Below are 13003 nucleotides of genomic sequence, written 5' to 3'. Positions count from 1 at the left end.
AGTGAACCGGACGTGAACGTGGAAACACCAGAAGGTTAACGCAGCGTTACGCAGGGCCACGAGACCCCCGCCCCTCACCGCGCTACCCGCCCCCTCACCCCTCACAGGGTTCTTCTGGTGTGCCCACCGCTGTATTCACCACACCGCGCCCCCTGCGGGCGCTAATAAATTAAGGAGAAACATCATGGATTGGCGCCACGAAGCCGTTTGCCGCGACGAAGACCCCGAGCTGTTCTTCCCCGTTGGCAACTCCGGCCCCGCCCTCGCCCAGATCGCTAAGGCCAAGATCGTGTGCAACCGCTGCCCCGTCACCTCGCAGTGCCTGCGTTGGGCCCTGGAAACCGGGCAGGACGCCGGAGTATGGGGCGGCCTGTCCGAGGACGAGCGCCGCGCCCTCAAGCGCCGCAATAATCGCGGCCGCCGCATGCGCATGACCGTCTAAGCACCCGGCACATCAAAAAACACGGCGTCAATTTTCTCCCCAGCCCCGCTACCCACTAAAATTGGTGGGGTTGTCCTCCGTACTATTACTACGACCCACAAGGAGTCATCATGAGCAAGCGTGGTCGCAAGCGCAAGGACCGTCGTAAGAAGTCCGCAAATCACGGCAAGCGTCCGAACTCTTAAAAAGAAGTTCCCCGTGAAGCCGCATGGTGCCCGGTAGCCCTCCCAAAGGAGGACGCTACCGGGCACCAGCGTTTTTATAGCGGCACACGAGCCACTACAAGCCCCTCAGCCGCGCACAATGCGGATCTGAGCGGTAATTTTCTGCCTCAACATCACCGGGGCGTGGTCGGCGCCGCAGCAGCTCCGCATGAGCGCCCGGATTGCTTCCTCGCGCTCTAAGCGGGAAAAGCACTCGGGGCAACTGGCTATCTTCTGCCTCAGTGCCTCGCACTCCTGGGGGCTGAGGGCGGCGTCGAAAAGCTCCGACATCTCCCCTTGAACCTCCGTGCACTGGCAACCGCACGGTTCCTTATCAGAATCAGACATTATTGCTTCACCTTCTGAGCCTTCTCGCTATTCTCAGGGTGGTCGAGGCCAATCCCCTGTTCCTGTGCCACTTCCTTTAACAACCCGCGCAGCTGTTTTCTTCCGCGGTGCAGCCTGCTCATCACGGTGCCCAGCGGAGTATCCATGATCTCCGCGATCTCCTTGTAGGCCAGCCCCTCCACATCGGAGTAGTACACCACCATGCGGTAATCCTCGCGCAGCTGGTCCAGGGCGTCCACGATCTGCTGATTCGGCATCCGCTTGAGCGCCTCCACCTCGGCGGACACGAGCCCCGTGGAATCGTGGGAGGAGGTGGTGTAGAGCTGATAATCCGTCATCTCCTCCGTGGGCGTTTGCACCGGCTGGCGCTGCTTCTTCCGGTAGGAGTTGATGTACGTATTCGTCATAATCCGGTAGAGCCACGCCTTGAGATTGGTACCGGCCTGGAACCGATCAAAGGCCTGAAAGGCCTTCATATACGTCTCCTGCACCAGGTCCTCGGCGTCGGCGGGATTCCGGGTCATCTTGAGCGCTCCGCCATATAGTTGATCCAGCAGCGGCAAGGCCTCTTGTTCAAAGCGCTGGTGGAGCTCGGGGTCCGCCATAATCGGGATGCGGCCTTTCGGTTGTGGGGCAAGGGGCAACGCACACCATTGTAAGCACTGCCGCGATCTCTATGATGGGGGTGTGCCTGATCGTGATTCCTCCCCCGCCGCCTGGCAGGCCCCCACCGCCACCGGCCCGCTGAATTGGACGCAGAAAGTCCCCGGCTCTAAATCCATGACCAACCGCGCCCTCGTGCTCGCGGCCCTGGGTGACGGCCCCTCCACGCTGCGCGGCGCGCTGCGCTCCCGCGACGCCGATCTCATGTGCGAGGCCCTGCGCGCAATGGGCACCGGCATCGAGACCTCGGAATCCGATCCCACCACCATCGCCGTCACCCCCGCCGAACTCCACGGCGCGCAGGTGAACTGCGGCCTGGCGGGCACCGTCATGCGCTTTCTTCCCCCGCTGGCTGCGCTGGCCACAGGCACCGTGCTTTTCGACGGCGACCCCCGCGCCCGCCAGCGCCCCATGCGCCCGCTTCTCGACGCCCTGCGCACCCTCGGCGTGACGATCACCGGCGACGCCCTGCCCTTCCGCATGGAAAGCCACGGCGTCCCCGCGGGCGGCACCGTGGAAATAGATGCCTCGGCCTCCTCTCAGTTTGTCTCCGGGCTGCTCCTCTCCGCCGCCCGCTACGAGCGCGGAATCACCGTGATTCACCGGGGCGGAACCCTGCCCAGCCTCCCCCACATTGAGATGACGGTGGAGATGCTGCGCCGGGCCGGCGTGGAGGTAGAGGTGGATACCGCGCGGTGGACGGTGGCCCCCGGCCCCATCGCGGGGGGCACCTGGGAGATCGAACCCGATCTTTCCAACGCCACCCCCTTCATGGCCGCGGCCCTGGTCACCGGGGGCACCGTGCGCATACCCGGCTGGCCCACCGCTACCACCCAGGCCGGGGATCATTTCCGGCGCATCGCCACCGCGATGGGCGGCACCATCATCAACGATTCCACGGGCCTGGAAATCACCGGCCCGGTGGGGGGCCGCATCCAGGGCATTGACCTCGATATGTCCGAGATCGGGGAACTCGCCCCCACCGTGGCCGCCCTGGCTACCCTGGCGGAGGGGGAATCTCACCTGCACGGCATCGCCCACCTGCGCGGGCATGAGACCGATCGGCTGGCTGCCCTGGCTGCGGAGATTAATAACCTCGGCGGCGCCTGCACCGAAACCGCCGATGGGCTGCGCATCGAACCCTCCGATCTTCACGGCGGCCTCTGGAAGGCCTACGACGATCACCGCATGGCCACCGCGGGCGCCATCATCGGCCTGCGGGTGCCCGGAGTGGCGGTGGACGACGTGGCCACCACCGCCAAGACTCTGCCGGGCTTTGACGCCATGTGGGAGGCGATGGCGCGTGGCTAGGCGCCGCTACGACGAATCCGATGTGAAGGTGCGCCCCGGCAAGGGCTCGCGCCCGCGCACCAAGAATCGCCCGGAGCACCGCGACGCCCTCTTTGGCATGGTGGTGACCAAGGATCGCGGCCGCTGGGGAGTGGTGCTCGATGGGGCAACGGACCCCGTGGTGTGCATGAGAGCCCGGGAATTGGGCCGCACCCCCATCGAGGTGGGCGACCGCGTGGGCCTGGTGGGCGATACCAGCGGCACCCCCGGCACTCTGGCCCGGATCGTAAAACTAGCCGAGCGCACCTCCGTGCTGCGCCGCACCGCCGACGACACCGACCCCTACGAGCGCATCGTGGTAGCCAACGCGGAGTTGCTGCTCATCGTGTGCGCGGTGGCCGACCCCCCGCCGCGCGCGGGCTTCGTGGAGCGCAGCCTGATCGCCGCCTTCGTGGGCGGGCTGCGCCCCGTGCTCTGCCTGACCAAGACGGACCTGGCCGATCACCGCTCCTTTGCCGCCGAGTTTGCCGATCTCCACGTTCCCGTGCTCACCTGCGGGGTCAACGACGATCTTGGCGATCTCCTCGATCTCATCGGCGGGCACACCAGCGCCGTGATCGGGCACTCCGGGGTGGGCAAATCCACCCTGGTCAATCGGCTCGTCCCCCAGGCTGGGCGCGCCACGGGGGAGGTCTCCGAGGTGGGCAAGGGCCGCCACACCTCCACGCAATCGGTGGCCCTGCGTCTGCCGGGTGAGTCGGGGGGTTGGATCATCGACACCCCCGGTATCCGCTCCTTCGGGCTGGCCCACGTGGAGGCCGATACCGTGGTGGGCGTCTTTGAGGACCTCGCCCAGGTGGCCCAGGACTGCCCCCGGGGCTGCACCCACATGGGTCCGCCCGCCGATCCCGAGTGCCGCCTCGACGGCCTCGATGGTGCCAGCGCCCGCCGCGTGCAGGCCGTGCGCTCCCTTTTGAGCGCCCTGCGCACCAACGTGGACTGGGATTAAAGCAACTCCACCAGCACCGGTAGCTCGCTGGGGTCGTACCAGGCCATGAAGTTATCCAGGGCATCGCCCACGGTGAGTTCGGCGTCCTCATCGCCCATATCGGCGGCGTCGATAGCCTGAATGGCCTTGGCCGTGGCCTCCTCCGATTCCGCCACGTCCACGTGGATGGCGGCCACGTCCACCAGGTTCACCTGCGCGGGGCTGAGTTTGACCACCGATTCCCCGTGATCGGGGCTCAGCGTGGCGTGGGAATCGGGGACGTCGGCGGAGATGACCACGCGACGGTTCGGGAACTTCCCCTCATCGCCCACGGCGAGCAGGCGAATAGAGGCCTCCGCGGCGTCCTGGAAGGCCGCGTGGGCGATCTCCTCCTCATCACCCTCGGTATAGAACTCGCGCAGGGCCGGAGTCACGGCAAAGGCCCAGCCTGAGCGCGCGGTAACCACGCGGGACTCGTTCAGCCCGCACAGGGTGCTAAAGGTGGCGGGGATGTACACGCGCATGGGCTAGAACTCTCCCTCGATGTCAAAGAGCCCCACGATCTCCACCACCGTGCGATCAAAGGACTGATAGAGCACGCCCACCAGGCCCGCCTCCACGGCGGCGCGCACGTTGACGATGGAGTCGTCGATGAGCACGCAATCGCGCATGGGCAGTTCCAGGGTATCGGCGGCAATGCTCATCGCGCGCTCGTCGGGCTTTTCCGCCCCAATTTCCCCGGAAAGCAACACGGCATCGACGATCCCGCGATACTCCCACTCCCGGATCGGCTCGGCCCCAGGGCCACCCGGATCATTGGACAAAATGGCCGTGGCCACGCCGTTCTGCTTGGCCGCCGCAAAGAGGTTGCGCCAGCGGCGCTGATCCTCCTCGGAGCCGTCTAGCACGCCCACGTAATCAACGATGAGTCCTCGCACGCCATTCCCTTCTCTTACACGTCACTTTCGTGCCACAATGATACTCAGCCCAGCCCGCGTCTGCCTCGCGCCCTCGTCCAGAAAGGCAGACATCTCTTGCTCATACCCGTACCCGGCTATAGCCACCTGAAAATCTACGTTTCCGATACCCCGGAAACCCCCGCTAACACCCCGACGCCCCTGGTATCCACGCCGAGCCCACAGCTGCGCGCCCAGGCGGTGATCTTTCTCGAAGTACTCTGCGGGCAGCGCCCCCTGCGCCAACTCAATCCGCGCTTCTTCTCCCCCGGTGTTATCTCCTATGCCCGCGCCCATCGACGTCCCCCGCAGCCGGTGCGGCTATGTTCCCTCCATCTGCGGGACCGACTACGGGATCAGGCGCGCGACCAGGGCACCGCCGAGCTCTACGGCACCTGCGAGATCGGCGGAGTGCGCTATGGATTCACCGCCTGCACCAGGGCGGAGACCATCACCCAGTTCCGAATATTGTGGTAGCAGCACAAAAGGCGGGGAGTACTCCCCGCCTTTTGCCTACCTCACCGAGCGGTTAGGCCTCTTCCTGGGTCCCCTGCTCGGATTCCTGCTGGCCCACGAACTGCTTGCGCAGCATGAAGAGCTGGCGCACCGTCTCTTCCTTGATCGCATCATTCATGGCCTGGAACATCTCGCCACCCTCCTTCTGGTATTCCACCAAAGGATCGCGCTGCGCCATCGCGCGCAGGCCGATGCCCTCCTTGAGGTAATCCATCTCATAAAGGTGCTCGCGCCACTTCTGGTCAATCACCGGGAGGATCACCATGCGCTCCAGATCGCGCATCTGGCTCTCCCCGCTGACCTCGGCCACCTTGGCTTCTAGCTCGGAGTACTGTGCGTGGGCGTCGGCAAGCAGGGCGTCGCGCAGCTGATCGGCCGTGAGCTCGCCTGCGGAGCCGTACTCGGTGCCGTCGATGAGCTCCTGGGCCTCCACCGTGGGGCCGTAGAGGGATTCCAGGGCGTGCCACAGGGCCTGAAGGTCCCAGTCCTCCACGTAGCCCTGGGCGGTGGCGCCGTCCACGTAGGCCTCGATGGTCTCGTCGATCATCTTCTGGATGTGCTCGCTGATGTCCGTGGATTCCAGGATGTCGTGGCGCTCGCGGTAGATCACCTTGCGCTGCTCGTTGAGCACCTCGTCGTATTTGAGCACGTTCTTGCGCATCTCAAAGTTCTGGTTTTCCACCTGCGCCTGGGCACCCTTGATGGAGTTATTCACCATCTTGGCCTCAATCGGCACATAGTCGGGCACGTTGAGGCGGTTCATCATGTTTTCCATCGTCTGCCCCACAAAGCGCACCATGAGGTCATCGCGCATGGAGAGGTAGAAGCGGGTCTCGCCCGGATCGCCCTGACGGCCCGAGCGGCCGCGCAGCTGGTTATCAATGCGGCGGGACTCGTGGCGCTCGGTGCCCAGCACGTAGAGGCCACCGGCCTCGCGCACGGCGTCGCCAAGCTCCTGGGAGCGCTCCTTGACCTTGGGCAACTCCTTCTCCCAGGCCTCCTGGTAGGATTCCTCGTCCTCCACCGGGTCCAGGCCGCGCTCGCGCAGCTGAATATCCAGCAGAATATCGGGGTTGCCGCCGAGCACGATGTCCGTGCCGCGGCCGGCCATATTGGTGGCCACCGTGACCGCTCCGGGCAGGCCCGCCTGGGCCACGACCTCGGCCTCCTGCTCGTGGTGCTTGGCATTGAGCACGTTGTGCTTAATGCCCTTGGCCTGGAGCAACTGGGAAAGGTACTCGGAGCGCTCCACGGAGGTGGTACCCACCAGCACCGGCTGGCCCGCGCGCTGGCGCTCCGCGATGTCCTCGGCCACCGCCGCGAACTTCGCCTCCTGGGTCTTGTAGATGCGGTCGGAGTGGTCCACGCGGGCGTTCTCGCGGTTGGTGGGGATGGGCACCACGTTGAGCTTGTAGATCTGGTGCAGCTCGGCGGCCTCGGTCTCGGCGGTACCCGTCATGCCCGCCAGCTTCTCGTACAGGCGGAAGTAGTTTTGGAGGGTCACCGTGGCCAGCGTTTGGTTCTCATTCTTGATCTCCACGCCTTCCTTGGCCTCGATGGCCTGGTGCATGCCCTCGTTGTAGCGGCGCCCGCTGAGCACGCGGCCGGTGAAGGAATCCACGATGAGGATTTCCCCGCTGCGCACGATGTAATCTTTATCGCGCTCAAAGAGCTCCTTGGCCTTGATGGCGTTATTGAGGTAGCTCACCAGCTGGGAGTGCTCGGGGGCATAGAGGTTCTCAATGCCCAACTGATCCTCGACGAACTCCACGCCCTCTTCCAGCACACCCACGGTGCGCTTGCGGTGATCCACCTCGTAGTGAATCCCCTCGCGCATGCGCGGGGTGAGCTGCGCAAAAACGCTGAAGTACTGGGAGGAACCGTTGACGGGGCCGGAGATAATCAGCGGGGTGCGGGCCTCGTCGATGAGGATGGAGTCCACCTCGTCCACGATGGCGTAGTTGTGCCCGCGCTGCACCACCTCATCGGTGGAGCGCACCATGTTATCGCGCAGGTAATCAAAGCCGAACTCGTTGTTCGTGCCGTAGGTAATGTCCGCGGCATAGGCGATGCGGCGCTCCTCCGGGCGCATATCGGAGAGGATCACGCCCACTTCCAGGCCCAGGAAGCGGTGCACGCGGCCCATCCACTCGGCATCGCGCTTGGCCAGGTAATCATTCACCGTAACCACGTGCACGCCCTTGCCGGAGAGCGCGTTGAGATAAGCGGGCAGCACACAGGTCAGCGTCTTACCCTCACCCGTGCGCATCTCGGCCACGTTGCCAAAGTGCAGGGCGCTGCCGCCCATGATCTGCACGCGGAAGTGCTTTTGGCCCAGCACGCGCCAGGAGGCCTCGCGCGCGGTGGCAAAGGCGTCGAGCAGCACGTCGTCCAGGCTTGCGCCTTCTTCCAGGCGCTCCTTGAACTCGGCAGTCTTTGCCTTCAGTTCCTCGTCGCTCAGCGCGGCATACGTGTCCTCCAGGGCAATAACGTCGTCAGCGATCTTTGCCAGACGCTTCACGGTGCGGCCTTCGCCGGCGCGGAGCAACTTCGACAGTCCTAGCACTTCCCACAAGTCCTTACTCTGATGAGGGCGGTTTGCAATTTAGAGAAATATCCTCCGACAGTGTACGCGGCAGGCCCGGCATACGTGTAACACCGCCACCGACTACGGCGTCGGCAGCGGTGTGAGCAGTATCGACGCCCCGCTAGGCCTCTTCTTCCTCCGCGGTCAGCGAGATTAGACCGTAGTCAAAGGCGTGGCGGCGATACACCACGGAGGGCCGCCCCGTCTCCTCGTTGACGAAGAGGTAGAAATCGTGGCCCACCAATTCCATCTCGGAAAGGGCATCATCCACCGACATCGGCGTGGCCGGGTGCTCCTTGGTGCGCACCACCTGGCCGGGCAGCACGTCCTCTACGGAATCCGCATAGGGGTCAACGTCAAAGCGCCCCTGCTCCTGGCGGGCCTTATCGGCCTGCGCCGCGAGGTCCGCCGTGACTTCTCCCACGCCCTTGGGGGCGCGGTGCCCCGAGCGGGAAATGGAGCGGCGAGCCTTCACCTTGCGCAGCGAGCGCTGCATCTTGGCAATCGCGGTCTCTAGCGCCGCGTAGAAGCTATCCTCCTTGGCCTCCGCGCGGGCGATGTGTCCCTTGCCGGTGGCGGTGATCTGAATACGATCGCTCTGCGCTTCCCGGCGCGGATTAGGTTCATGCTGCAATTCCACGTGGAACGAGGTGAGGGTGGGGTCCAGCTTTTCGATCTTGGCGAGCTTGGTGTGTACCCGCTCGGCAAAGTGCTCGGGGACCTCCACGTTGCGCCCGGTGATGGAAACCTGAGCTTCCGGGCTGAGGGACTCGTTGCCGTTGATGGCAGTGGACATCTTCTTACCTCCCTAGAAGTAGGTGGTGGACGTCATGTGTCCAGGGCCCATGATACCCAGATCTAAGGTGGCGCGAGGGCGATTTATTTACTTCCCATTTACCCAAGGAAACCCCCATGCCCAGGCCAGGCCGTTCAAAGGCACTGTTCATTTACCCGCTTGTCACTCTTTTAAAAGCCTCTAGGCGTGCGACCACACCACCGCCCCGGCTACCTCTACCCCGTGCACCAGTAACCGCGCCACGGCGGCCTCCAGGGTGGCGCCGGTGGTCAGGACGTCGTCGATAAGCACCACCTGGCTCGGCACCGCCCCGCGAATCCGCACGGCTCCGGCCACGTTGCGGCGGCGCTGCTCGCGGCTGAGCCCCACGGAATCGCGCACCGAGGGGCCGTAGCGCAGGACACCCCGAGCCAAGGGAATACCCGCGGCCCGGCAGCAGGCCGTGACGTGATCCCCGCCGCGCAGCCGCGCCGAACGGTCCCTGGTGGGGGCCGCCAGCGCCACGGCCTCCTCGGGGAGTTCTCCCCTGGCGTGCAGCGTGCGCAAACCCGCGGCCAGGGCCGCGCCCACGTAGGGGTACACCGCCCGATTACCGCGTTCTTTGAGGTTGAGGATCACCTGACGGCGCACACCGCCGTACACCCCGAGCGACCACACCGGAACCAGCGGATCGACCGGCGGGCTGATGCGCTGCGGGGGCCGCGCCCAATGGAGGCGGCACCGGGGGCACAGCACATGCCCCGGCTCCCCACATCCCGCGCACCGGCGCGGCAGCAGCAGTTCCACCCCCCAAAGCCCCGTATTTAGTGCACCACTTTAATGCACCACGATGGGGGTGGCGCGGGTTCCTTGGAGTCCGGGGACCTCGCGCCAGTAGGCTTCCTCCCCCGAGGGGGTATCGGGCAGCATGCGCATGGCCAGGGAATCCGTGAGGTAGAGCCGGGCCGCCGTGGCCGCCACCGCCGTTACCGGGGCGGCCACCATGGCCGAGGCGATGGGCGTGGTTTCCGAGCCGTCCAGCTCTACCCTGAGCAGGGGGCTGCCGGCCTCGCTCGTTCCCACCAGGAGGGAGCCGTCTATGTTCCAATCCACGGCGGTCACGCGGCCCGCCAATTGGGGGGAAACCTCCACCGCGTTGATGATGGAGCGCCCGCCGGCCTCGGACTTATCGACGACTCCCACGTACACGCGGGAATCAATAATCATCGCCGCCCGCGCGCCCGTGGGAGAAAGCCGCAGATCCGTCATTCTGGCTCGCTCCCCCTCGGTCTGCTCATTCGTGGGCAACCCGGAGGTATTCGCCGTGGTCTGCACCAGTTCCCCGGTGCTGGCGGAGCGCACCACCCGCACCACCTCGGTGCCATCGAGCACCGTCCAGGCGGCGGTGGTGCCGTGCTCGAAGGAGGGACGGGTGATGCTGGGGGCCTCTAAGACCTCCTCGACGCGCCCCGTCACCTGCCCCAGGAACAGGCTGCTGCGCTCCCCGTTGCTGCGGGTAAAAGCGATCTGCCCATCGGCGGTAATATCCGCCTGCTCTATCGACTCCGCAGAACCCAGGGGGCCAGCCACCGGCTCCGCCGTGGTCGCAGAAACCGTGACCAAAGCGCCATCCTCGGAGACGGCATAGAGGGGGCTCACCGAGGTAGAACCCACCTCCGGGTTGTACTCCGCCACGTCATCGGTGGTGATCCGCTCTAGGCCCTCGTCCACCGGGGCGCCGTCGATTTCGATGTCATAGGGGCCTGCCAGATTTGCCCTGGCCAGCGTCCACACCACCTGGGCGGCAAAGGCAATGCGCTGTTCCCGATCCAGGCTGCTCATCCCAGCAAAGCGCAGCACCCCATTAGCGCTCACGGAAAGGGAGACGTTCTGGGGAATCGGGTTCTCCACGGCGGTGCGAATGGTCTCGCTCGGCCCGTGCAGCAACATTCCCAGCAGGGTATCGCGGGTATCCTCCTGGCCCCGGTACACCCAGCGGCGATCGGCCACCAGCGTTTTCACCGTTTTGCTGGGGAAGTACAGCATGCGCGGCTCGTAGTGATTGCGTAGGTCCATGCGCTCAATGACCACCACACCGGGCAGGGTGGTCATGCGCCACTGATCTTCTTCGTTGCGCTCGAACACCACGGAGGTTTCCATCCGCTCGTTCAAGGGGGTAAAGGAGCCCTCGGAATCTAGTTCACCGATCACGTTGGCCCGGATTCTCAGCGTCTGCTTGGAATTGGTGGAACCGGCCTCCGTGCTGGTCTCCATTCCCTCGATCACGCGGATACTCTGCTGCCGGGGCCAGGAGGAGGCGATGTCCGTGGAAAGGAAGGCCCTGGCGGACTGATAATTCTGGGAGGGGTTCGCGGAGGCCTGGAAGAAATCACGCAAGAGCACCCCTGGGTCCGCCCCGTCCTCGGGAACGATGGTCTGCTCTGGTTCCTGCACCGCCGAGCTAAAGGGGCGCAGGGCCCTGGGCTCCGAGTTCCTGGGCAGCGTGCTGCACCCTGCGATCAGGCTCAGAGAGGACACCGCGGCGATCACCGCGAGGGTGTTCTTCTTCCATATACTCATGACGCTTCTCCTGGGCCCGGCTCTTTGGAGGATTCAGCGGCGGGTTCCGCTGAGGGCTGCTCGGAGCCTTCTTCGGCTGGCAAGGCCTCCGACGCCGCCGACGCCTCCGCGTCCGGCACCGCCGGCAACTCCGGCTCTAACTCCTCTGACTCCTCCGGCTCCGGGGCCTCCAATTCCAAGGGGCTGTGCTCGATCTTCCCATTGGGGATGCGCGGCAGCACCACGCGGAACTGCGAACCCACCCCCTCGGTTCCCGTGGCGTCGAGAATACCGCCGTGCAGAATGATGTCCTCCTGGGCGATAGCCAGGCCCAGCCCGGTTCCCCCGGAGTGGCGCTTGCGGGAGGGATCGGCGCGCCAGAAGCGGTTGAACACCAGTTCCTCCTGGCCCTCGCGCAGGCCCACGCCGTGATCGGTCACCGTCACGGCCACGGCCTCCTCGTTGCCCGCCCAGGTCACCGTCACGGGGTTTCCCTCGGAGTGGTCAATGGCGTTAGCCAAGAGGTTGCGCAGCACCCGCTCCACGCGGCGGGAATCCGCCGTGAGGTGCAGGGGTTCGTCGGGGCCCTCGAAGTTCACCTGCACGCCGATCTCCTCGGCCAGGTGCTCCACCTGCCGCCAGGCTTCCTTCACGCACAGGCGAATATCCAGGCGCGATTCGCTCAGATCGGCCACGCCCGCATCGTGGCGGGAAATCTCTAGCAGGTCTGCCAAAAGATCCTCGAAGCGATCGAGCTCGGCCGTCATCAACTCGGTGGCGCGGCGGGTGCCGGGGTCGAACTCATCGGCGTGCATGGCGATCATGTCCGCCGCCATGCGCACCGTGGTCAGCGGGGTGCGCAGCTCGTGGGAGACGTCGGAAGTAAATTGGCGTTGCAGATCGCCGTATTCCTGGAGCTGTTGAATCTGCTTGGAGAGCGATTCCGCCATCGTGTTAAAGCTCATGGCTAGGCGGGCCATCTCGTCCTCGCCCTCCACGGACATGCGTTCGCGCAGGTGTCCCGCGGCCAGACGCTCGGCAATCCGCGAGGCCGAGTGCACCGGGGTAATCACCTGCTGGGCCAGCAGCCAGGCGATACCGATGAGGAGCACCACCACGATGCCCGCCGCCGTGGAGATGAGGCCACGGATCAGCGCCATCGTCTCCTCATCGTTCTCCATCGAGAGCACCAGGTACACCTGGAGGCCGGGAATATCGGAGCTGGTGGGGCTGCCGATAATCAGCGCGTTATAGCGGCTACCATCGCTGCGGCCTACCTCGTGAAACTGGGTGGATACCTGCCCCTCGCTCACGAACTTGCGCAGGCTCGTGGGAATATCAAAGCCCTGCGGAGAGGTGACTTCTACGGTGTCCTCGTGGGCCACCATGAGGACGGGCTCATAGGGGGCACCGGCGTCCGCCTCCACGCCCGTCCTATTGGTCAAGGCGGCGCGCGCGGAGTTCAGCCGCACCTGGGCGGCGTTATTGGGAGAGGTGGCCGCGATCTGCTGCTCCACGGCGATGCGTGCGCGCTCAATCTCCGAGTTCGCAGTATTGATCTTGCTATCTACCAAACGCTGCGTGACTATCGAGATCATCGCCAATCCGAGGATCAGCATGACCACGGAGGTGGCCACGAACATCGAGCCGATCACGCGCACCTGAAGGGAGGTGCG

At 65.1% G+C, this 13003-nt stretch carries 14 protein-coding genes; 5 read left to right on the top strand and 9 right to left on the bottom strand.

From position 1 onward, the window contains the following. Positions 1–184: 184 nt before the first annotated feature. Entirely contained in the window at positions 185–442 is a 258-nt protein-coding gene (locus tag Clow_RS03005) for a WhiB family transcriptional regulator (protein ID WP_055176006.1), read from the top strand. 110 nt (positions 443–552) lie between these two features. Continuing rightward, complete coding sequence (locus Clow_RS12205) at positions 553–627, top strand: 50S ribosomal protein bL37 (RefSeq protein WP_370513925.1); 75 nt, start codon at positions 553–555, stop codon at positions 625–627. A gap of 105 nt (positions 628–732) precedes the next feature. Here Clow_RS12205 and rsrA read toward each other — a convergent pair whose 3' ends face one another. Both rsrA and Clow_RS02995 read right to left on the bottom strand, forming a co-directional pair. Beyond that, positions 733–993 carry a mycothiol system anti-sigma-R factor gene (gene rsrA / locus Clow_RS03000; protein WP_069724553.1) on the bottom strand — a complete coding sequence of 87 codons (261 nt, stop codon included), beginning with the start codon at positions 991–993 and terminating at the stop codon, positions 733–735. After that, positions 993–1598 carry a sigma-70 family RNA polymerase sigma factor gene (locus Clow_RS02995; protein ID WP_055176003.1) on the bottom strand — a complete coding sequence of 202 codons (606 nt, stop codon included), beginning with the start codon at positions 1596–1598 and terminating at the stop codon, positions 993–995. The genes rsrA and Clow_RS02995 overlap by 1 nt, the downstream gene beginning before the upstream one ends. An 82-nt stretch (positions 1599–1680) precedes the next feature. Between Clow_RS02995 and aroA the strand changes: the two genes are divergently transcribed. Beyond that, a complete protein-coding gene (gene aroA / locus Clow_RS02990) occupies positions 1681–2967 on the top strand; it encodes a 3-phosphoshikimate 1-carboxyvinyltransferase (RefSeq protein WP_055175998.1) in 1287 nt (428 codons plus the stop codon). After that, entirely contained in the window at positions 2960–3955 is a 996-nt protein-coding gene (rsgA, locus tag Clow_RS02985) for a ribosome small subunit-dependent GTPase A (protein ID WP_055175995.1), read from the top strand. Before aroA ends, rsgA begins: the two co-directional genes overlap by 8 nt. Here rsgA and Clow_RS02980 read toward each other — a convergent pair. Beyond that, positions 3952–4458 carry a DUF6912 family protein gene (locus tag Clow_RS02980; protein ID WP_055175992.1) on the bottom strand — a complete coding sequence of 169 codons (507 nt, stop codon included), beginning with the start codon at positions 4456–4458 and terminating at the stop codon, positions 3952–3954. The genes rsgA and Clow_RS02980 overlap by 4 nt on opposite strands. A gap of 3 nt (positions 4459–4461) precedes the next feature. Continuing rightward, positions 4462–4872: an HAD-IA family hydrolase gene (locus tag Clow_RS02975; RefSeq protein ID WP_055175990.1), complete on the bottom strand. Its 411-nt coding sequence runs from the start codon at positions 4870–4872 to the stop codon at positions 4462–4464. A gap of 96 nt (positions 4873–4968) precedes the next feature. Here Clow_RS02975 and Clow_RS02970 point away from each other — a divergent pair, with 96 nt between their 5' ends. Then, a complete protein-coding gene (locus Clow_RS02970) occupies positions 4969–5367 on the top strand; it encodes a hypothetical protein (protein WP_055175986.1) in 399 nt (132 codons plus the stop codon). Positions 5368–5419: 52 nt separating this feature from the next. Here Clow_RS02970 and secA read toward each other — a convergent pair whose 3' ends face one another. From secA to mtrB, 5 genes are all read right to left on the bottom strand, one after another. Next, entirely contained in the window at positions 5420–7972 is a 2553-nt protein-coding gene (gene secA / locus Clow_RS02965) for a preprotein translocase subunit SecA (protein WP_055175983.1), read from the bottom strand. Between the two features lie 142 nt (positions 7973–8114). Next, positions 8115–8789 (bottom strand): ribosome hibernation-promoting factor, HPF/YfiA family, encoded by a 675-nt coding sequence (gene hpf / locus Clow_RS02960; RefSeq protein WP_055175980.1) that lies wholly within the window; start codon positions 8787–8789, stop codon positions 8115–8117. Positions 8790–8969: 180 nt separating this feature from the next. Further along, positions 8970–9575 (bottom strand): ComF family protein, encoded by a 606-nt coding sequence (locus Clow_RS02955; protein ID WP_069724552.1) that lies wholly within the window; start codon positions 9573–9575, stop codon positions 8970–8972. Positions 9576–9605: 30 nt separating this feature from the next. Continuing rightward, positions 9606–11348 carry an LpqB family beta-propeller domain-containing protein gene (locus Clow_RS02950; RefSeq protein ID WP_055175977.1) on the bottom strand — a complete coding sequence of 581 codons (1743 nt, stop codon included), beginning with the start codon at positions 11346–11348 and terminating at the stop codon, positions 9606–9608. After that, complete coding sequence (mtrB, locus tag Clow_RS02945) at positions 11345–12970, bottom strand: MtrAB system histidine kinase MtrB (RefSeq protein WP_245625686.1); 1626 nt, start codon at positions 12968–12970, stop codon at positions 11345–11347. The genes Clow_RS02950 and mtrB overlap by 4 nt, the downstream gene beginning before the upstream one ends. Positions 12971–13003: the final 33 nt, after the last annotated feature.

The sequence above is a fragment of the Corynebacterium lowii genome, from assembly GCF_001412085.1.
Taxonomy (GTDB): domain Bacteria; phylum Actinomycetota; class Actinomycetes; order Mycobacteriales; family Mycobacteriaceae; genus Corynebacterium; species Corynebacterium lowii.
Note: the sequence above shows the minus strand (reverse complement) of the source record. Positions and strands in the feature narration are given on the sequence as shown.